Origin of the sequence: Streptomyces luomodiensis (assembly GCF_031679605.1) — a bacterium.
Lineage (GTDB): Bacteria > Actinomycetota > Actinomycetes > Streptomycetales > Streptomycetaceae > Streptomyces > Streptomyces luomodiensis.
This window is the reverse complement of the sequence record NZ_CP117522.1, coordinates 9253208-9273752: the sequence shown is the minus strand read 5'-3', so window position 1 is coordinate 9273752 and position 20545 is coordinate 9253208. Positions and strand designations below refer to the sequence as shown.

General features: G+C 71.8%; 13 protein-coding genes. 5 read left to right on the top strand and 8 right to left on the bottom strand.

Features of this window, described 5'->3' with window-relative positions:
* Positions 1 to 47: 47 nt before the first annotated feature.
* Both PS467_RS39020 and PS467_RS39015 read right to left on the bottom strand, forming a co-directional pair.
* Positions 48 to 815 (bottom strand): IclR family transcriptional regulator, encoded by a 768-nt coding sequence (locus PS467_RS39020; protein WP_311039253.1) that lies wholly within the window; start codon positions 813 to 815, stop codon positions 48 to 50.
* Entirely contained in the window at positions 805 to 2175 is a 1371-nt protein-coding gene (locus tag PS467_RS39015; RefSeq protein WP_311039252.1) for an MFS transporter, read from the bottom strand. The genes PS467_RS39020 and PS467_RS39015 overlap by 11 nt, the downstream gene beginning before the upstream one ends.
* A gap of 175 nt (positions 2176 to 2350) precedes the next feature.
* On the opposite strand from PS467_RS39015, the gene PS467_RS39010 reads away from it, so the two are divergent.
* Genes PS467_RS39010 through PS467_RS38990 form a run of 5 tightly spaced genes read left to right on the top strand, consistent with a single transcriptional unit; the run spans position 2351 to position 7206 of the window.
* Positions 2351 to 3247 (top strand): DUF6282 family protein, encoded by an 897-nt coding sequence (locus tag PS467_RS39010; protein WP_311039251.1) that lies wholly within the window; start codon positions 2351 to 2353, stop codon positions 3245 to 3247.
* 35 nt (positions 3248 to 3282) lie between these two features.
* Positions 3283 to 4152: a cupin domain-containing protein gene (locus tag PS467_RS39005; protein WP_311039250.1), complete on the top strand. Its 870-nt coding sequence runs from the start codon at positions 3283 to 3285 to the stop codon at positions 4150 to 4152.
* Positions 4149 to 4889, top strand: a complete 741-nt coding sequence (locus PS467_RS39000; protein ID WP_311039249.1) for an HpcH/HpaI aldolase family protein — start codon at positions 4149 to 4151, stop codon at positions 4887 to 4889. The genes PS467_RS39005 and PS467_RS39000 overlap by 4 nt, the downstream gene beginning before the upstream one ends.
* Complete coding sequence (locus PS467_RS38995; RefSeq protein ID WP_311039248.1) at positions 4886 to 6175, top strand: MFS transporter; 1290 nt, start codon at positions 4886 to 4888, stop codon at positions 6173 to 6175. Before PS467_RS39000 ends, PS467_RS38995 begins: the two co-directional genes overlap by 4 nt.
* The gene (locus tag PS467_RS38990; RefSeq protein WP_311039247.1) at positions 6172 to 7206 is read left to right on the top strand and encodes a hypothetical protein; all 1035 of its coding nucleotides are present in this window, start codon (positions 6172 to 6174) and stop codon (positions 7204 to 7206) included. The genes PS467_RS38995 and PS467_RS38990 overlap by 4 nt, the downstream gene beginning before the upstream one ends.
* Before the next feature lie 115 nt (positions 7207 to 7321).
* Here PS467_RS38990 and PS467_RS38985 read toward each other — a convergent pair whose 3' ends face one another.
* From PS467_RS38985 to PS467_RS38960, 6 genes are all read right to left on the bottom strand, one after another.
* Positions 7322 to 8548: a cytochrome P450 gene (locus PS467_RS38985; RefSeq protein ID WP_311039246.1), complete on the bottom strand. Its 1227-nt coding sequence runs from the start codon at positions 8546 to 8548 to the stop codon at positions 7322 to 7324.
* A gap of 60 nt (positions 8549 to 8608) precedes the next feature.
* Positions 8609 to 9391, bottom strand: coding sequence for a thioesterase II family protein (locus PS467_RS38980; protein ID WP_311039245.1), 783 nt, complete (start codon positions 9389 to 9391; stop codon positions 8609 to 8611).
* Positions 9392 to 9417: 26 nt separating this feature from the next.
* The gene (locus PS467_RS38975) at positions 9418 to 10092 is read right to left on the bottom strand and encodes a class I SAM-dependent methyltransferase (RefSeq protein ID WP_311039244.1); all 675 of its coding nucleotides are present in this window, start codon (positions 10090 to 10092) and stop codon (positions 9418 to 9420) included.
* A gap of 119 nt (positions 10093 to 10211) precedes the next feature.
* Positions 10212 to 10406, bottom strand: a complete 195-nt coding sequence (locus PS467_RS38970; protein WP_311039243.1) for an MbtH family protein — start codon at positions 10404 to 10406, stop codon at positions 10212 to 10214.
* Complete coding sequence (locus PS467_RS38965) at positions 10403 to 14926, bottom strand: non-ribosomal peptide synthetase (protein ID WP_311039242.1); 4524 nt, start codon at positions 14924 to 14926, stop codon at positions 10403 to 10405. The genes PS467_RS38970 and PS467_RS38965 overlap by 4 nt, the downstream gene beginning before the upstream one ends.
* A 1-nt stretch (position 14927) precedes the next feature.
* The gene (locus PS467_RS38960; protein ID WP_311039241.1) at positions 14928 to 20111 is read right to left on the bottom strand and encodes a non-ribosomal peptide synthetase; all 5184 of its coding nucleotides are present in this window, start codon (positions 20109 to 20111) and stop codon (positions 14928 to 14930) included.
* Between the last annotated feature and the right edge of the window lie 434 nt (positions 20112 to 20545).

The following is a 20545-nucleotide window of genomic DNA, read 5'->3' as shown; positions in this document are numbered from 1 at the left end:
AGGCGGGAAGTCCAGGGAGCCGTCCGCGTCCCGATGGGCTCCTACCGTCATGCCACGGGTACCACACCACCCATGCGCTCGGAGATCGAGGCGGCCGCGGACAGCAGGTCGTCGCGGAAGGGACCGCCGTCCACCGGCAGCGTGCGGATCGTGCCCACGACGGCGATCGTCGCGCAGATGCCGTACTCGTCGAAGACTCCCGTGGCGATCGCGGTGATGCCGGAGTCGGTGAGGTGGTCGCTGGCCACGCCGGTCCGGCGCACCTCCTCCAGCTGCGCGGTCAGCTCCTCCCGTTCGTCGGACGGCAGCGTCGCGAGCAGGCGGTCCGCGCGCAGCTGGTCGGAGAGGAAGGCGAGGAAGACCTTCGCCTGCGCCGAGCGCAGCCCGAGCTGCGTTCCGACCCGCACGGTCACCAGCACCGACCGGGTGCTGTCCTCCTCCGTTCGCGACACGACCGGACCGGACGACCCCCACAGGCTGATCACCGTGGTCAGGTGCGTGGACTGGCACAACCGGCGCAGGAACGGGGGCGCCACGTCGAGCACCTGACGCCGGCCCAGCGCGGCCGCGCCCAGTTGCAGCAGCATTCCGCCGGGCTCGAACCGCGACGGTTCGCGGGTGCGCTCCAGGAGGCCCGCGGCGACCAGCGAGGTGAAGTACCGATGGGTCGTGCTGCGGTTCAGCCCGAGCCGCTCGGCCGCCTCCGCGACGGTCGTGGTCGGGTTCTCCCCCGAGAACAGGCCCAGGATCTGCCCGACCCGGCTGACCGCCTGGATGTCACCGGAGGACACCGCGCCGTCGACCTCACGCGCCACTGAGAACTCCCTCATCGCCATCTGATCCACCCACCGTATCGCGGCCCATGGCGACGTCCTTGGTCTCCGGCCCGGCGGCCGCCCCGCCGCTGATGAGCAGACCGGCCACGACGACCAGCACCACCGGCGCCAGGTGTCCGGGCAGGAGGTGGGAAATCCCGTCCAGGTAGAGGGCGTAGAACGCGGGGATGATCAGCGCGAGGCTGTATCCGACCCCGTAGCCGCTGGCCCGCAGACTGTCCGGAAAACGCTCGGTGAGGTACGCCGCGATCGGACCGAAGGTGCCGATGGTGAAGACCACGACCAGCGTGCTCGCGAGCAGGACGGCGCCGAGCGCGTTCCCGACCGACATGGCCAGGACATAGGACGGTGCGCCGATCACGACGACGGACAGGCCGTACCCGATGAAGAACCTCCGGCGTCCGATCCGTTGGGAAAGCAGCCCGAACAGCGGATAGGTCGCGGCGGTGACGGCGGTGGCGACCATCATCGTCACCGACACCTGCCGCCCGGTCAGCCCGGCATGTGACGTCAGCAGTCCGGGCAGGACCGCGATCCCGGCGTTGGTGGCCAGCCAGGTGCCGGTCATCAGGACGAAGACCTGCACCATGGTGGACCGGTGTTCGCCCTTGAACAGCAGCGGCAGTGGCGAGCCGGTGCGGGTGCGCTCGGTCGCGGGCTCCTCCACTTCCCGGCGGTAGGCCCGGAAGAGCACCACCGCGAGGAGGGCGCCGACGGCGAACGGGATCCGCCAGCCCCACTGCGCGTAGGCCGAGTGCACCCCGGCCGAGGGCATCACCGACAGCAGGATCAACGTGATGGCCGCGACCACGGCGTACGCGCCTGGTGAGGTGCAGGTGATACTGCCCGACACGAGGCCGCGGTGCCGGCGGGGGCTCCACTCCATGGCCAGCGGCACCGCCGTCGTGTACTCCCCGCCGAGGAAGATGCCGTCGAGGAAACGCAGGGCGATGAGCAGCCCCGCCGACGCCATGCCGATCGTTTCGTACCCGGGCAGCGCCGCGATCAGCGCCGTGGTGACGCCGAACCCGGCGACCGCGACAAGCGTGCTCGTGCGGCGCCCGCGGGTGTCGGCGAAATGCCCGAAGATCGCGGCACCGAGGGGGCGGGCGATGAGCGTCGCGGCGAAGACGAACGCGTTGAGCAGCGCGGCGGTGCCCGCGTCGATCCCCGTCGACTGGAAGTAGGCGCCGGCCGGGGCGAGCGCCACGATCGGCAGGTAGATGTCGAACTGGTCGACGAAGTAGGCGAGCACACCGCTGCGGATCGCGGCCTTGGCCTTGGGGTGAACGCCGGATCCGGCCACCGGAGCCCCGCGTTCGACGATGGATTCGGTCATCGCTGCTCCCTCGAAAAGATCACTCGGGATGTTCGCATAGAGCGAGTGCTGATCTACATCGTGAACAACGAGTCCCTACAGAGACAAGCCCCGTGCAGCAGAAACGTCTCTTGACGTTCGCATCGTGCCGCCTCAGTGTGTAATGCGAACATCCATGAGGGCGAAGGGAGTTCCCATGACCACGACATCCGACCCGGTGGCCAGGATTCTGCGAGGCAGCGTCGACCTGCACTGCCACTCCGGGCCCAGTCCGTTCCCCCGCCGCTTCGACCATGTCGAGGCGGCGATCGACGCCCAGGAACGGCTCGGCATGCGCGCCATGGTGGTCAAGTCCCACCACCACAACACCGTCATGGACGTGCTCGCCATGGCACCCCGGCTGCGTGACCTGAACATCGAGGTCTACGGCGGAATCGCGCTCAACAGCTTCGTCGGGGGGCTCAACCCGCACGCGGTGCGCATGTCCCTGCGCATGGGCGGCAAGGTGGTGTGGTTCCCCACCATGTCCTCGGGCCGGCACATCGAATGCCACCGCGAAGGCGACGGCTTCCCCACCGAAACCGTTCCGCTGACCTGCGAACGCATCGACATCCAGGACTCCTCGGGCGAACTCAGGCCCGAGGTGGACGAGATCCTGGACGTGGTCGCCGAGACCGGGGCGCTGCTCTCCGGCGGGCACATGTATCCCGACAGCATCCGGCAGCTGTTCGAAGCGGCCAAGGCCAAGGGCATCCGGCGGCTGATCGTCAACCACCCCAATTTCGTGATCGGCGCCGAGCCCGAGCAGTGCCGGGAGTTCGTCGCGCTGGGTGCGTTCATCGAGCACGAGGTCGGCATGTACGACCCCGAGGGACATATGCACTGGGATCCGCGGTCGCTGCTCGAGTGGATCGAGCGGATCGGCCCGGAGCACACCGTGATCTCCTCCGACCTCGGCCAGGCCGCCAACCCCAAACCGGTGGACGCGTATCTGCGGGTGTGCGGCGCCCTCCTCGACCTGGGCCTGCCCGAGACGGATCTGCGCCGGATGACCTGCGACAACCCGGCTTATCTGCTCGGGCTCGACGACTGACCCGACGACCGACCCGACGACTGAGGAGGGACACCGTGTACACCAAGGACGACCCCCGCGCCAGGCTCGCCCCGGCCGCCTCGGACTCCGGTATCGCCGCGCCCGAGTACCACGACTTCGCCGGCCTCGGCCGCGGCACCTGGATCACCCGGGCGCAGAACGTACTGCTCGCCTACACCTCACCCGCCCCCGGCGAGTCGCTCGGCCGGGAGGAGTTCCGCCACGAACACGTGGTGCTCCTGGTGCACGACTCCTCGGCCGCCGAAGTGGTCGCCGGGGCGGAGAAGGTCACGCTGCGCGGGCAGGGCTTGATCGTGGTTCCGCCCGGACCCAGCACCGTCGTCTCGCTCGGCGACGGCGATCTGGTACGGCTGATCCGGACCGACGAGCCGGGCTGGGCGGAACGCGCGCGCAACGCCGCCTCCTACGCCGATCCGCACCCGCGCGTCACACCGCTCACCCCCTGGCCCGCTCCGGTGGGCGGCGACCGGCTGCGGGTGTACCCACTCGCCGACGTGCCCGCCGAACCCGGGCGGTTCGGCCGCATCTTCCGCACGCGCGCCTTCATGGTGAACTTCCTCGCCGCCGGTGACGGGCCACGGGACCCCTCAGAGCTCTCGCCGCACCACCACGACGACTTCGAGCAGGTGTCGCTGGCCGTCGACGGGGAGTTCGTGCATCACATCCGCACCCCGTGGACCACGGATTCGCGCACCTGGCGCGACGACGACCACGTGCGCGTCGGCAGCCCGTCGGTGACCGTGATCCCGCCGCCGACCGTGCACACCTCGGCGGCGGTGGGTCCGGGCCGGAACCAGCTGATCGACATCTTCTCCCCGCCCCGCGCCGACTTCTCCGCCCAGCCGGGCTGGGTGCTCAACGCCGAGGAGTACCCGCGGCCATGACCCTCTTCTCCGGATCGCGGGTGCCGGTCGGCACCTGGTTGAAGATGGCGGGCCCCGAGCCCGTCGAGATCGTGGCCCATGCCGGGTTCGACTTCGTCGTGGTGGATCTCGAACACGCGCCCCTCACCCTGGAGACGGCGTACCGGCTGGTGAACAGCGCGTCCGCACTGGGCATGACGCCGCTCGTGCGGGTACCGGACCACACGCCGTCGACGCTCCAGAAGGTGCTGGACGCGGGCGCCGCCGGGGTGCTCGTACCCAAGGTGGACACGGTCGCCCAGGCCGAGGCGGTGGGCCGCGCGGTGCGGTTCCCGCCCGACGGCGACCGTGGCGCCGGCGGGACCAGCCGCGCCGGGCGCTGGGGCCTGCGGCCCACCGCCGAGTACGTCGGTGAGCGTGTCCTGTGCGTCCCGCAGCTGGAGAGCGAACAGGCCATCGAGGCGGCACCCGCCATCCTGGCGCTGCCCGCGGTGGACGCGGTCTTCGTCGGCGCGGCGGACCTGTCGCTGTCGATGGGCACCACACCCGATGACCCCGTGGTGCGGGAGATGATCGCGTGGACGTTGCGGTACGCCGCGGAGGCGGGGAAGCCGTGTGGTCTGGCGTTCGCCGCCGCCGGGCCCGCGGTGCGGGCCATCGCCCAGGGGTGCGGATTCGTCGTGGTGTCCAACGACACGTCGATGCTCGCCTCGGCGGCGGTGTCCCTCGTGCGCGAGATCCGGGAGGAGAGAGGGTGAACACCGAACGCCGCCAGTTGCGCCGGGTGGCCGTGGCCTCGCTGGTGGGCACGATGGTCGAGTGGTACGACTTCTACATCTACGGCACGGCGGCCGCGCTGGCCCTGGGTGACCTGTTCTTCCCCTCGCTGAGCCCGACCGCGCGGACGCTGTCCGCGTTCGCCACGTTCGCGATCGGGTTCCTCGCGCGGCCGCTCGGTGGCATCGTCTTCGGCCACCTCGGCGACCGCGTCGGGCGCAAGCACGTCCTGATCGTCACCCTGCTGCTCATGGGCTTCTCGACGTTCGCGATCGGCCTGCTCCCCACCTACGCGGCCATCGGCATCGCCGCGCCGATCCTGCTGACGGCGTTGCGTTTTCTCCAGGGACTCGCCGTCGGCGGCGAATGGGGCGGCGCGGTGCTGCTGGGTGTGGAACGGGCACCCGCCCGCCGCCGCACCTTCTACGGGTCGTTCGCACAGGTCGGCTCTCCTCTGGGCCTCCTGCTGGCCGCGGGCGTGTTCGCGCTGGTCGAGACGCTGTCCGCGGACGCGGTGCGGACATGGGGCTGGCGGATCCCGTTCCTGTTGTCCGCCGTCCTGATCGCGATCGGGCAGTTCGTCCGTGCACGCGTCGAAGAGGTCCAGGTCCCGCGGCAACAGGACAAGGGGCGGCTGCCGCTGGGCACCGTGCTGCGTGATCACTGGGTCGCGGTAGTGCTGGGCACGGGCGCCATCATCGTCACCCTCACCGGGTTCTACCTGTCCACCACGTTCCTCACCAGCTACGGCACCGAGCACCTCGGCTTCAGCTCCAACGAGCTGCTGATCGGGACCATGCTGGTGGCCGTCGTGCAGATCGTGTCCCTGCCGACGGCCGCCGTCCTGGCCGACCGCCGGGGCAGACAGCCGGTGATCCTGGTCGGCACCCTGGCCACGGCGGCGCTGTCCGTTCCGCTGTTCTCGCTGGCGAGCACCGGGAGCGTGGTGCTGCTCTGGCTGGGCATGATCCTGTTCAACCTCGGGCGGTCACTGGTGTACGGCCCGCTGCCCGCGTTCGCCGCGGCGCTGTTCCCCGCCGACGTCCGGTTCACCGGTATCTCCCTGTGCTACCAGCTCGCGGGCATCCTGGGCGGCGGTCTCGCGCCCCTCGGTGCGGTCGCCCTCGCCGGTCAGGGCGGTCAGTACCTCCCGGTGGCCCTGTTCCTCGCGGCGACCGGTCTGCTCAGCGCGGGGTGTGTGTTCATGATCGGCCGGCGCGTGGACCACCTGGCCGACCCGGCCCCCCAGAAGGAGCTCGTCGCATGACCGACCTGTCCACCACGATCGGGCCGCTGCGGCTCAAGAACCCGGTCATGGCCGCCTCGTCGGAGGCGACCATGACCGAGCGGGGAATCCTCGCCTGCCTCGACGCCGGGGCCGGCGCCGTGGTCGCGAAATCGGTCAACGAATCCCCGGCGGCGGCACGGCAGTTGCTCATCGCGGACTACGCGCTGCTGGACCGCGCCGGTGACCAGGTCGACTGGCGGCGGCGCGGCGGTGACGAGACCCTGCTGTGCCGGTCGGGGCTCGCCTCGCTCGACGGCTGGCTGGCGATGCTGGAGCGCACCGGCCGGCGCGCCCGCGACCTCGGCGCACACATCATCGGCAGCATCACCGTGGCCGAGCCGGAACCGGCCGCGCGCATCGCCCGCGAGATGGCGCAGGTGGTCTCGGCGGTCGAGCTCAACATCGGCGCACCGCACGGCCGGGAGGCGACGGCCGTCCGGCAGGTCACGGGCGCGGAGATGGTGCGGCACTACACCAGCACCGTGCGTGCCGCGCTCGACGCTCCCCTCATCGTGAAGCTGCCCGCCCAGGCCGACAGCCCCCTGGCCCTGGCGGCCGCCGCGCGGGGCGCGGGCGCGGACGCCGTCGCGATGATCGGGCGGTTCAACGGGTTCTGGCCGGACCCGGTGACGAGCGAGCCGGTGCTCGGTTCATGGGGTGCCGTGGGCGGGCCCGGCATGCTCCCGGTGAGCCTGTACTGGGTGTCGAAGACGTTCGCCGCCGATCGCGAGCTGCCGCTGGTCGGAACGAACGGGGCGCGGTCCGGCGCGGACGTGGCGCGTTTCCTGCTCAGCGGCGCGCGGGCGGTGGAACTGGCGAGCGCGGTGCTGCTGCGCGGCCCGGAGGTGCTGTCCGGCTGTGTGCGCGACCTCGGCGCGGTGCTGGCCGCGGGCGGCTACGCGCGCGTCACCGATGCCATCGGCGCCGCCGTGGACCGCGCCCGGTCCTACGCCGACATCCCGGCCCGTGCCGAGCCCCCGCGTCCCTGGGAGACCGATCCGGCCGAGTGACGCCCAACCCTCACGTCGGCTCGGTGGCACGGGGATCGAGGGCCCGCCCGGTCCCTCGATCCCCGTCCGCGTCGGGGCACGGACCTGTGCGGCGCGGCCGCGTTCGGCACGGTGGTCAGACCGGGCGCGGCCGGCCGGCCGTTTCCCTCGCGTGCAGGCGCACCACGAGGGAGTCGAGTCCGAAGTTGATGAGGGAGCGGTTGGGCACCGGTGGCCGCAGCACCTCGACCCCTTCGGCCACCTCGGCCAGGGCGCCGAAGAGCGAGGCCAGCTCCACCCGGGCCAGTGGCGCACCGATGCAGTAGTGCGGTCCCCAGCCGAAGGCCAGATGCCGGTTCGGGGTGCGGTCCAGCCGCAGTCGGCCGGGGTCCTCGAACTCCGCCTCGTCCCTGTTGGCGGCCGGTGTCCAGACCACCACTCGGTCCCCTGCCCGGATGCGCTGTCCGGCGAGTTCGGTGTCCGTCCGGGCCGTGCGCAGCACGTGCAGGCCCACCGAGGTCCAGCGCAGCAGCTCCTCGACCCCGAGCTCGGGGTCGTATCCGTCCTCGCGCATGGCCCGCCAGGCGTCCGGGTGCCGGGTCAGCGCGAGCATCGCCATGGTCGAGGTGTGACGTACCGTCTGCACCCCGCCGACCAGGATGTTGTCGCAGTTGAGCAGAGCCTCGTCCAGCGGCAGCCGACGGCCGTCCACCTCGTGGGTGACCAGCGAGCTGATGATGTCGTCCCGCGGGTCGGCCCGGCGACGCAGTCCGAGGGCGAACAGGTAGGGCAGCAGTTGCTGGTGTGCCTCGGCGCGCTCTGCGGGGGTGTCGCCGAGGAACGCCCGGTCGCACATCCGCACCACATGGTCCCGGTCCTCGTCCGGGACGCCGAGCAGATCGCACATGACGGTCAGCGGAACCGCCGTGCTGATGTCCCTGACGAAGTCGGTCTCCGCCGCTTCCAGCGCGCCGTGCACCACCTGCCGGGTCAGGTCGGCCACGCGTCCGCTGAGCTCGGCCGCCTTCCGCTTGGTGAAGAACGGCAGCACCAGATTCCGCAGCTCCCGGTGGCGCGGCGGGTCGGTGAGCGCCATCATCTTCCCCGCGCCGGCCGGCGCCCGGTCCCTGCCGGTGCCCAGCAGAGATCCGCGCTCGGAGCTGAACCGGGCCGCGTCGCCCAGGACCTCGCCGGCCAACGCGTAGGAGAGCACGCACCACAACGGCCCCTCCGCGGCCGACTCCAGTCGCCACAACGGCGCCCGTCGGCGCAGCTCACGGAGGATCAGGTGGCTGTCCTCGCGCGCCCAGAACGCGGGGTCGGTGAGGTCGGGCAGGACGGTGGTACTGGTCACGGTGTTCATGCTGGTCCTTAGGTCTGCCGGCATCGGTCGCGGTTCCTCGGCCCGTCATCGGCGAGTGACTCACTGGTACAGGGACGGCAGCAGCAGGTCCCGGACGATGGCGGCCACCTGCCGCGCGGCGGTCTCGCCGGACTGGAGCACCAGGTGCCCGGCCGGCAGCACATCGAGCCGGTGGCCACCGGTGGAGCAGCGTTTCCACTCCTCCATCTCCCCCGCGGTGACCGCCTCGTCGTCGGCCCCGAGGATGGCCTGGAGGGGACAGTCCAGCGGTCCGGTGCCCGGGTCCCGGTAGCTGCGGACCAGACCCATGTCGGCCAGGAGCACCCGTCGCACCATCTCCCGCAGGGCCGGATGGTTGATCACCGCGCCGGCCCGCGCGTCGTTGCGGAGCATGAAGTCCACCAGGTCGCGCACGTCGGCGTCGCCGCCGGAACCTGGTGTCTCCCGCCAGGTGTGCGGGGGCGCGAATCCGATGACGACGCAGGCCGTCGGGGCCAGCCGGGCGCTCAGCTTCCTGGCCACCTCGTAGCCGACCAGTCCGCCGATGCTCTGGCCGAGCACGGCGTAAGGCCGGTCGAGGTGGGGCAGCGCGGCCTCGCCGACCGCGTGGACCAGTGCGCCGAAACTCTCCGGGTAGGGGTCGCGGGCGCGCCCGCCCCGCGCGGGCATCCGCACCCCCCACAGCTCGATCTCCTCGGGCAGCAGCCGGCCGAGCGAGGTGAAGGCGGTGGCGTCGCCACCCGCGTGGGGGAAACAGAGCAGTCGGATGGCGGCGTGCGGGCGGGGCACCGGTAGCCAGAACCAGTCTCCCTCGGTCCGGGGGGCCGTGCGGGAAGCGTGCACGAAGGCGCCTCGCTCTCTTGGACTGATCAGCTGACGGGGCAGGCGGCGAGCCATGAGGTGTCCTCGGTGAGCCATTCCTTGCGACGCAGCCCGACCGCCTCCAGGTAGGTGTCGATGGTGCTGTCGTCGAGGAACTGGACGATCTGGAGGTGCGTCCAACGGCGCCCCTGCCAGCGGTACTCCATCAACGCGCGCACCAGATCGGGGGTGAGCCGCTCCACGGTGAGCAGGGTGGCGGTGAGGTCGTCCCACACCCTGGGTTCGCCGACCCCGGTGAACCACTCGGGCAGTGCCCGTTCGATCAGTACGCTGCCGCCGGGGCGCACATGGCGCCTGGCCGTGGCCATCATCTCGTAGCGCACTTCCGCGTCGGTTAAGTTGACCAGGCAGGAGCCGAGCACCACGGCGTCGAAGGTCCGTCCGAGTCGCAGGTCCGGGATCTCGGCGTGGACGGTTTCGGCTCCCTCGATCCTGGCCAGCATCTCGGCGCTGTGGTCGACCGCGACCACCCGGTGTCCCAGAGCGATCAGTGGGTGGGTGACACGTCCGGTGCCCGCGCCGAGTTCCAGTACCGAGGCTTCGCGGGGCAGTGCGCTGTCCACCACCTGGGGCGTCCGGCCGGCCCGCAGGATCGAGTACAGCTCGACCGGGTCTCCCTCGGGGCTGAACGCACCCGGGCCGGTGCCCTTCTGACGCGACATGTTGCACTCCTTGGGTTGTCGGGCGATCGGTTGGCGAGGGGTGGCAGACGGTGCTCCGGTGTCCGGGGCACGGAACTCCAGGTGCCTCACCTCCTCCCCGGGGCCACCACGCCGGGGGATCAGGCGGGACGCGGCGTGGCGGGACGCGGCCCCTCCCACACGTTCTCGACGTGGTCGAGGCAGCTGTCCCGGTCGCCCCGGAAGCCGGTCTCCCGCCAGCCTCCGGGCACTGCCCGGTGGGCCGGCCACACCGAGTACTGGCCGGCGTCGTTGACCACCACCGTGTAGGTCTCCGGCGGTCGTGGTTCACTCATCGGGGTCCCTCTCCGCCCCGCCACGTGGTGACGGAGCCGTCCGGTACGTCGGCCATGTGCTGGATCGCCGCCAGGAAGTCGGCGACGTACTGGTGGAGCTGATCGGGTGTAAGGGTGCTGTCCGCGCTGTCCACGATCAGCATGGCCCGGTCCGACGTCGGGTCCTGAACGAACGCCACGTTCAGCGCGAAGTGGTTGGGTTCTCGGCGCACCGTCGGCTCCACACCGAGCCGCGGGTCCACGATGCGGGTCTGCGCGGCCGGGAGACGGCCCAGGGCGTGGAACCGGTTGAAGGTGAAGCTGCAGTCCAGGGTGGGGTCGGCCAGGTGTCTGGCGATCTCGCTGTACGGCGTCCTGCGGTGCGGTGTGATCTCGCTCTCCTGCTGGTGCACCTCGCGCACCAGGGAGGTCCAGGTCTGCCCGTCGAGCGGTACGCGCAGCGGGACGGTGTTCAGGAAGACACCGCGGGCCTCGGTACCGGCCCCGTCCTCCAGCCTGCCGTTGACGGTGAGCCCGGTCACCACCTCGTGGGTGCGGGCCAGCCGGGAGATCGCCGCCACATGGGCGGCCAGCGCGACGCTCTTCGCGCCGACCCCGCCGGCCGCGGCCAACGCCGGGACGCGGGCGGCCAGCGCGTCCGGCAGCACGCGCTCCACCACACCCGTGTCGGCACCGCGTCCCTCACCCCGCTTCGCGGTGCTGCCCAACCGGGTCGGGCGGACCCCGGACATCCGCCGTGCCCAGAACTCCCGCGACACCGCGGACGCTTTGGCGGCGGCCTCCAGGGCCACGTAGTCCCGGAAGAGGGAGGTGGGCGCCGGCGGCGGAGGGGACGCCGGGTCGTCGCGCAGTGCGGCGTGCCGCTCCAGCAGTTCGGCGAAGAGCGAGGTGAAGCTCCAGCCATCCAGGATGGCGTGGTGTTCGACCAGGGTGAGCTGGTAGACGTCCTCGGCGAGGCGTTGCACGACGACCCGCAGCAGCGGGGCGGTGGTGAGGTCGAAGGGGACGGCCCACTCGCGCAGCGCCAGGTCCGTGACGCGGGTCAGCTGCTCGGACTCGCCCACCGCGCGCAGATCCTCCACCGTCAGCGGCACCGGCGCGTCCCGGTGGACCAGTTGCATCGGTTCGCTGAAGGAGACCAGGTCGAAACTGGTGCGCAGGACCGGGTGCCGGTGCATGGCCTCGGCGAGCGCGGCGGCGAAGGCCTTCTCGTCGAAGTCGCCGGACATCCGGTAGCTGTTGACGTTCTGGTAGGGGCGGCGCCCAGGGTCGGCCTCCATGTGGTAGACCATGGCCAGCTGCATGGAGGTCATGGGATAGGCGTCGTCCAGGCCGGCCGGGAGGAAGTCGCGGTCGGCGGCGGGGACCAGCTCGAACGGCGTCCGGCCGCCGGTGTCGGCGCACCCGTCGGCGCGTCGCAGCCGGGACGCCAGTTCGGCCAGTTGTGGGGTGGTGAAGAACGCCTCCAGGTCCAGTTCGTACCCCCGCTTGTGGAGCGTCCCGGCCACCTGGACACTGCGGATGGAGTCGCCGCCGAGGGAGAAGAAGTTGTCCTCCCTCCCGATGTCCGCCACGCCGAGTACCTCCTGCCACGCCTCGGCCACCAGCCGCTCCGCGTCGGTCTCCGGTGGGGTGTGCCCGGTGCCGCGCTCGGCCTCGGCCCGGGGCCGGGGCAGCGCACGCCGGTCCACCTTGCCGTTGGAGGTCAGCGGCAGTTCGTCCAGCGACATGACGATGGACGGCACCAGGTGGGCCGGGAGCCGCGCGCCGAGGAAGGCGCGGACCTCGGCGGCGCCGGCCTCGCCCACCACGTAGGCGACCAGATGGGGCGGGGCGTCCGGGTCCTGGTGCGCGACCACCGCGCAGTCGTGGACCTGCGGGTGTGCCAGGAGCGCATGGCGGATCTCGCCCGGCTCGATCCGGAAGCCGCGGATCTTCACCTGGTCGTCGCCGCGGCCGTGGTACTCCAGGGTGCCGTCCCCGCGCCACCGGGCCAGGTCGCCGGTGCGATACCACGGTGAGGTGTCCCCGGGCACCGGTCCGGGAGCGAACCGGTGGGCGGTCAGCCGGGGATTGCCCACGTAGCCCTTGGCCACACCGGCCCCGCCGACCACCATTTCGCCCACCACACCGATCGGCACCGGCGCACCGTGCGGGTCGAGCACCGCGACGGACAGGTGCGGCAGCGGGCGGCCGATGACGCTGTGTTCGAAGGAGCCCGCGGACTCGATGTGATGTGCGGTCACGTGCACAGTGGTCTCGGTGATCCCGTACATGTTGCACAGCCGGGCCGCCGGGGCCTTGGCCCGTTCGAACCAGGTGGCGACGTGGTGCGGCTGCAACGCCTCGCCGCCCAGCACCACCCACCGCAGGTCCTCGGCCGGAACGGGGATGTCGGCCAGCGCGGAGGTCAGCTGGGCCAGCGCGGACGGGGTCTGGCTGACGATGGTGACCCGTTCGCGCACCAGCAGTTCGGCGAACCGCCCGGGTGCCCGCGCGATCTCCAGGGGCACCACGACCAACCGTCCTCCGTACAGCAGGGCCCCCCACATCTCCCATACGGAGAAGTCGAAGGCGTAGGAGTGGAACGCGGTCCACACGTCGTCCGCGCGGAAACCGAATCTCCCGGCCGCCGCCTCGAAGAGGGCGGTGACGTTGCGGTGTGCCACCTCCACCCCCTTGGGGCGCCCGGTGGAACCGGAGGTGAAGATCACATACGCGGAGTCCTCGGCCGAGCCCGCGAGGGACAGGTTCCCCTCCGGCCACGTCCGGGATGCCGCCGCGGCGGCCACGTCCTCGTCGCGCAGCACCAGCCGGACCCGCGCGTCACCGAAGATCAGCTGTTGCCGGTCGACCGGGTCGGCGGGGTTGACGGGTACGTAGGCGGCTCCCGCCTTGAGCACCGCGAGCACCGCTTCGACCTGGGCCAAACCGCGCTCCAGCGACAGCCCGACCCGGTCTCCCCGCTCGATGCCACGCGATCGCAGGAACCGGGCCAGCCGGTTCGCTCGGGCGTTCAGCTCCGCGTAGGTGAGGCGCTCCTCGCCGTGGCTGACGGCGATGTGCTCGGGGTGTTCGGCCACGATCCGTTCGAAGGTCTCGTGCAGTCTGGCGCCGGCCGGCACCCGGGGCGCGGCCACCGGCTGGACCACCGCGCGGTCCTCGTCGGTGAGCAGGTCGACGCGGGCGATGCCGGCCTCGGGGTCGGCCAGCACCGCGTCCAGCAGCTTCACCCAGCGCCGCGCCATGCGCACCGCGGTCGACTCGTCGAAGAGGTCGGTGTTGTACTCGATCTCGAGCCGTGCCCCCGCGTCCTCGTCACAGACGGACCAGATCAGGTCGAACTTGGCGGTGCCGGTGTCGGTGGGCACCGGGTGGCCGATCGCGTCACCGAGGCGCAGCCGGTCCGCACCCCGGCCGTCGTGGTAGCCGAAGACGACGTGGACCAACGGGGAGTGGCCGGCCGGTCGGCCGGCGAGCACCCGGTCCACCACGGCCTGGAACGGCACGTCCTGGTGGTCGAAGTCCTCCAGTACACCGTCGCGGACCCGCTCCAGCAGGTCTCTGAAGGTGGGCTCCGCACCGGTGTCGATCCGCAGCGGAAGCATGTTGACGAAGTATCCGAGCAGACCCTCGAGTTCCAGCCGGTCCCGGCCGGCCACCGGGGTGCCGAGCACCAGGTCGCTCTGGCCGGTGTGCCGGTGCACGAGGGCGGCGAACGCGGCCAGCAGCACCATGAAGCCGGTGGCGCCCTCGTGCCGTGCCACCTCGCGCGTCCGGTCCAGCAGGTCCCCGGGGAGCGGCACGGTGGCCGTGGCACCGCGGAAGGTCTGGGCCGCCGGACGGCGCCGGTCGGTGGGCAGGGCCAACGACTCCGGCGCGTCGGCGAGCCGCTCTTCCCAGTACTTCAGTTCGCGCTCGTAGGCGGCCCCGGTCATCCGCTCCCGCTGCCAGCGGGCGTAGTCGGTGAACTGCACCGGAAGGGGCTCCAGGGCCGGTGGCCGGCCTTGCTCGGCGGCGGTGTACAGCTCGGCCAGCTCCCGCTCGAAGACGGCCGTGGACAGCTCGTCCCAGATGATGTGGTGGAAGACCACCGCCAGGATCCACCGGTCCTGCCCCGTCTTGAGCAGGCAGCCGCGCAGGAGCGGCCCTCGCTCCAGGTCGAACGGCCGGCGCACCACATCGTGCAGCAGCAGCGCCGACCGGGATTCCGGATCCGGCTCCTCGGTGAGGTCTTGTACCGTGAACGGCACCTCGGCCTCCGCGCGGACCACCTGCCTCGGCTCCCCGAGCGCCGCGGAGAACACCGTGCGCAGCGCCTCGTGCCGCTCGACGACACCGCGCAGGGCGCGCTCCACCAGAGCCGGGTCGAGGCGCCCGCTCAGCCGCTGGACCCAGGGCAGGTTGTAGGTGGCCGTGCCCGGTGCCCACCGGTCGAGGAACCACAGGGACCGCTGACCGGCCGACAGCGGTGCCGTCGGCTCGCCGGCCCGGACGATGGGCTGCCAGAAAGCGCTCATCTCACCTCACCTCGACATCGAGTTCGGTCACCGCACGCACCCACTCGGCGTCACCCAGCGGCGGAAGCGAGGCCACGGCCGAGGCCCGTCGCTCCACCTCATCGACGGAGTCGGCACTCGCCCGGACGGACCGGGCGAGTTCGGCGACGGTCCGGGACTCGAACATCGCGCGCAGGGGGATGTCGGTGTGCAGCGCCACCGCGATCCTGGCCCGCACGCGGACCGCGTTGAGCGAGTGCGCCCCCGAGGTGAACAGGTCCTGGTCCCGGTGGAGTCCGGGCACGTTGAGCACCATGGACCAGATGCGGTTCAGCACGTGCTCCACCGGCTCGTCACCGTCCGCGCCGCCCGCTTCGGGCAGGGGCGCGCCGGACGGCAGGGGGTCCCCGGCGTCCCCGGCCCGCAGGACGGACCGGTCCACTTTGCCGTTGGCGGTGAGCGGCACGGCGGACAGGCGGCGGAAGTGCGTGGGAACCATGTGGTCCGGCAGTACGGATCCGGCCCGGTCGCGCAGTTCCGCGGCGTCGACCTCGTCTCCGGGCGCCACCACCACGTAGGCCTGCAAACGGTGGTCCTCGCCGTCGGGAACGAGTACCGCCACCGCCGTCGACACCGCCGGGTGCCCTTCCAGCACGGCCTCGATCTCCCCCGGCTCGACCCGCTGACCGCGGATCTTCATCTGGTCGTCCAGCCGGCCCAGGTATTCCAGCTCTCCGTCCTCGCGCCGGCGTGCGGCGTCGCCGGTGCGGTAGAGCCGGCTTCCGTCATCGCGGAACGGGTCGGGCACGAAGCGGTCCGCGGTGAGCCGTGGCTGGTTGAGGTAGCCGATGGCCACGGCCACGCCGCCGATGTAGAGCTCTCCCGGAGCACCGGCCGGGACCGGTTCGCCGGTGGAGTCGAGCACATGCAGCCGCACGCCGCTGATCGGGCGCCCGATCGGCGTGGTACCGGCCGTCCGCGGCAGCGGCCGGCACCGCCAGGCGCTGACGTCGACCGCGGCCTCGGTCGGACCGTAGAGGTTGTGCAGCACCCCGGGCATCCGGCCGAGGAAGTCGTTGACCAGCCGTGGCGGCAGCTCTTCCCCGCTGCACACGGTCCGGCGCAGCGACCGGCAGTCCTCGACACCCGGCTGGGCGAGGAAGACGCGGAGCATGGAGGGGACGAAGTGCACGGTGGTCACCCGCTCGGCCATGATCAGGTCGCGCAGGTAGCCGGGGTCCCGGTGGCCGCCGGGGCGGGCCAGGACCAATCGCGCACCGGTCATCAGCGGCCAGAAGAACTCCCACACCGACACATCGAAGCCGAAGGGCGTCTTCTGGAGCACCACATCGTCCGCGGCGAGCGGGAACCGACGGTCCATCCAGACGAGCCGGTTGTGGATGGCCCGGTGGGAGGTGGCGACGGCCTTGGGCCGCCCGGTGGAGCCGGAGGTGAAGATCACGTACGCGGGGTCCGCGGGGCCGGCCAGTGGCGCCGGGGGCTGGTCGGACTCCCCGGCCCAGCGGTCCGGGTCGTCGAGGTCCACGACGGTGGCCTCTCCCGCGGGCAGCAGGTGGGCGAACCGGCGCTGGGCGAGGACCACCGGCGCCGCCACCTCGGTGACCATGTGCTCCAGGCGCTCGGCCGGGTGTTCCGGATCGAGCGGGAGGTAGGCACCGCCGGACGCCACCACCGCGCGCAGCGCCACGACCAGGTCGAGGGAGCGCTCGGCCAGCACGCCCACCACGACCCCGGGGCCGACCCCGAGCGAGCGCAGCCGGTGGGCGAGGCGGGTTGCCGACGCGGTCAGCTCCGGGTGGCTGAGGTACGCCCCCTCGACGACCACCGCGGGCCGCTTCGGATCGGCACCGCCGGGGCGGGAACGGAGCAGGTGTTCCAAGGTCTCCTCGTCGGCCGGGCGCGCCCGGCCGCTTTGCCGGGCGGCGGATTGCCGCGCGTTGGTGGCGGTCGGTGCCGGTCTGCTCGACCGGTGCTCAGCTGGTGTGGCATCCATGGCCGTTCCCCTCGGTGCCGACTCGGACGCGGGGCGCGCCGTGCCCCCTCGCCAGACGCGGGTCGCGGTGTCCGGCTCGTGCACCGCGTCGCGCAACAGGGCCTTCCACTCCTCGACCAGTTCCCGCACGGTGTCCGCGTCGAAGAGCCCGGTGTTGTACTCGACCACTCCGTGGAAGCTGCGTCCGTCGTCGGTGACCTGCCAGCCGACGTCGAACTTCGCGGTCCCGGTGGGGACCAGCGCACGACGGGCGGTGAGCGGTCCGGCCCGCCACCCGTCGTCGGCGTGCCGGTGCATCTCGAAGACCGCCTGTACCAGGGGGGCGTGTGCGGTCGGGCGGTGGCCGAGCACCCGGTCCACCACGGCCTCGAACGGCACGTCCTGGTGGCCGAAGTCGGCCAGCACGGCGGTGCGGACCCTGCGCAACAGCTCCCGGAAGGTGGGCTCGCCGGAGAGGTCGAGGCGCAGGGCGAGCAGGTTGACGAAGTTTCCGATCAGTCCTTCGAACTCGGGCCTGCTCCGGCCGGCCACGGGGGTGCCGAGCACCATGTCCTCCTGGCCGCTGTACCTGCGCAGCGTCGCGGCACAGGAAGTGAGCAGCACGAGGAAGGGGGTGGCGCCCTCCTGCCGGGCCAGGGCGCGCACCCGGGAGCCGACGCTCACCGGCACCGCGAACTCCACGGTGGCGCCGTCGTAGCAGGGGTGTTCCGGCCGGGGCCGGTCGGTGGGCAGCCGCAGCAGGGTCGGCGCACCGGCCAGACGGCGGGCCCAGTGGTCGAGCGCGGCTCGGTGCGGCGCGCCGGCGGCCGTCCTCGTCTGCCAGGCGACGAAGTCGTCGTAACCGGCGGTCAGCGGCGGCAGGGCGGGCTCGCGCCGCTCCAGGGCCGCGGTGTACGCCTCGGCGAGTTCGCGCTCGAAGACCGCCAGGGACAGCTCGTCCCAGACCAGGTGGTGGAAGACGGTGAGCAGGACCGTCCGCTCCGCCCGCTGCTCGTCTCCGCGTGCCAGGACCGCTCGGAACAGCGGGCCGCGCTCCAGGTCGAACGGGTCCCGGGCCGCGGCCCGCAGCCGGGCGTGGACCGACCCCTCCTGGTCCGCCGGGTCCACGAGCTCCAGGTCGAGCGTCAGATCCGGGCGGATCACGCGCCGCGGCTCGCCGAGGTCCTCGACGAAGACCGAGCGCAGCACCTCGTGCCTGGCCACGACCGTGCGCAGGGCCGCTTGGAGCACGGTGGGCTCGACCGGACCGCTGAGCTCGAACGCCCAGGGCACGTTGTAGGTGGCCGTCCCCGGCGCCCAGCGCTCCAGGAACCACAGCGACCGCTGGCCGGCCGACAGGCCGCCGCCGTCCTCCGGCTGGGCGGTGCCCGCGGTGGCGGGGTGCGCGCCGTTCTGTCCGGGCTGGTGCGGGGCCGCGGCGGACTCCGCCTCGGCCGCACCGGTGACCTGGTCGAGGACGGCGGCCAGTTCGGCCAGCGTGGTCGCGGAGAAGACCGCTTGGGCGGGCAGGTCGGGCCCGTATGCGCTGATGAGTTCGGCGGCCAGTTGCAGCGCGGCCAGCGAGTCACCGCCCAGGGCGAAGAAGTTGTCGTCCTTGCCGACCCGCGGTACGCGCAGCATTCTCTGCCAGATCTTGGCCAGCGCCTTCTGTGTGGCGGACAGCTCCGCCTCGTGGATGGTTCCGGCGGTGGTGTCGGGGGTGGTGGCGACGGCGGTGGTGTCGGGGGTGGCCTGGGCGGGTTCGGGGAGGGCCGCTCGGTCCAGTTTGCCGTCCGCGGTCAGCGGCAGGGCCGACAGCGGTACGACAGTGGGCACCATATGCGGCGGAAGTAATCGGCGGGCCAGGGCCACCAGCTCCGCGGCGGGGGTGTCGGGGGCCACTACGTAGGCGACCAGGGTGGTTCGGCCGCCGGGGGCGGACCGCCCCAGTACGGCGCAGTGACGTACCGCGGGGTGGCGTTCCAGGGCGATCCGCACCTCCGCCGGCTCCACTCGGAAGCCTCTGATCTTCACCTGGTCGTCGGCGCGGCCGACGAATTCCAGGTCCCCGCCGTTGGTCTCCCGGACCAGGTCGCCGGTGCGGTACATCAGGGCACCCGGGGAGTCCGCGTACGGATCGGGCACGAAGCGTTCCGCGGTCGTCGCCGGACGGGCCAGGTATCCCCGGGCCAGTGGAGCACCGCCGATGTACAACTCGCCGACCTGTCCGCTGGGGACGGGCGCCATCCGCTGGTCCAGCACGCGCAGGGCGCGCGTCCCGCAGGCGGTGCCGATGGGAATCTCGTCCCGCGGTGTCCTATCGGCCGGCACCCGGAAGAGGGTCGAGGTGATGACGGATTCGGTGGGTCCGTAGGCGTTGAGCAGTGGCACGTCCGGAAGGAGCCGCTGCCAGTTCGCCACCGCACGGGCGGACATGCGTTCACTGCCCGAGATCATCAGTCTCAGCCGTCGGCAGGCGGCACGGTGATGTCCGGTCAGGGACGAGGCGAACGTGTTCCAGTAACCACCCGGCAGGTTGGCGACGGTCACCGCGTGGCGATCGATGAGATCGGCCAGTTCATCGAAGGACAGCAACCCGGGTCCGCGCGTCACCACGGTGGCGCCGACCCGCAGGGGTGTCAGGGCCTGCTCCAGCGCGACGTCCACATGGGGCGCGGCGAACCACAGAACGCGGTCCTCCGCCACCAGTTCCAGCCGCTCGGCCATGTCGTCGAGGTGCGTGGCCAGGCCCGCGCGGGAGACGCACACGCCCTTGGGGCGCCCAGTGGTCCCCGAGGTGTAGAGGAGGTACGCCGTGTTGGCGTCCGTGGGGTCGGTGCCGGCCAGAGGGGAATCGGCCCGGCCCTCCAGAACGGGCTCGGCACCGGGGTGCGGGCCGTCGCGCAGCTCCACGCGGGCACCGCTGTCCCCCAGCACCTCCCGCCGGCGCTCGGCCGGTGCCGTGGTGTCCAGCGGCAGGTAGACGCCGCCCACCCGCAGAATGGCGAGCAGGGCCACCAAGGTGTCGGCGCGTTCGGTCAGGGAGACGGCGACGACGGTCTCCGGACCGACGCCGCGTGCCCGCAGGCGGTTGGCCAGTCGGGTACAGCGGGCGTCGAGTTCGGCATAGGTGACGGGGGAACGTCCGTCGCACCGTACGGCCACCGCTCCAGGCGGCCGCTCGGTGGGGGAAATGCTGAACCGTGCGGGCATCTCGGGGTCTCCTACCGATCCAGAGGAGGGGTGCACGACGTGCCGGCCCACCTCACGGGCGTCCGTACACCATGGCCGCGAGGTGGTACGTGCGCTGTTCAACGGATCCGGGGGTACGGACAGGTGGTGCCATCGACGTGCGCAGTACGCAGCGGGACGAGGTCCGGTGTCCCAGTGAAGCGCCGGCGTCATCGCTTGCTGCGGACGCCTAGGTGCCAGTCGTAGAGGAGCTGCGTCATGCCGTGGACGCAGCATCCGTGCTTGGTCCTAAAAGACTTTGCACCGATAGGCGATCGTAATCAATAAGGTCTTCGCACCGGTGGCCAGATCCCTACCATCGTGCTCGCTCCGTGACGATCCTTTCGGTGGGTGGCCTGCAACGCTGACCGGAGTTGATCGTCGCACTTATCGGACGATGTCCGAATAGGAACGTT

Bases quoted from the DNA above. Each gene is read 5' to 3' on its own strand.
- PS467_RS38960 (WP_311039241.1), bottom strand. From the start codon at position 20,111: ATGCCCGCACGGTTCAGCATTTCCCCCACCGAGCGGCCGCCTGGAGCG.
- PS467_RS38975 (WP_311039244.1), bottom strand. From the start codon at position 10,092: ATGTCGCGTCAGAAGGGCACCGGCCCGGGTGCGTTCAGCCCCGAGGGA.
- PS467_RS38990 (WP_311039247.1), top strand. From the start codon at position 6,172: ATGACCGACCTGTCCACCACGATCGGGCCGCTGCGGCTCAAGAACCCG.
- PS467_RS39015 (WP_311039252.1), bottom strand. From the start codon at position 2,175: ATGACCGAATCCATCGTCGAACGCGGGGCTCCGGTGGCCGGATCCGGC.
- PS467_RS38970 (WP_311039243.1), bottom strand. From the start codon at position 10,406: ATGAGTGAACCACGACCGCCGGAGACCTACACGGTGGTGGTCAACGAC.
- PS467_RS39000 (WP_311039249.1), top strand. From the start codon at position 4,149: ATGACCCTCTTCTCCGGATCGCGGGTGCCGGTCGGCACCTGGTTGAAG.
- PS467_RS38965 (WP_311039242.1), bottom strand. From the start codon at position 14,926: ATGAGCGCTTTCTGGCAGCCCATCGTCCGGGCCGGCGAGCCGACGGCA.
- PS467_RS38985 (WP_311039246.1), bottom strand. From the start codon at position 8,548: ATGAACACCGTGACCAGTACCACCGTCCTGCCCGACCTCACCGACCCC.
- PS467_RS39010 (WP_311039251.1), top strand. From the start codon at position 2,351: ATGACCACGACATCCGACCCGGTGGCCAGGATTCTGCGAGGCAGCGTC.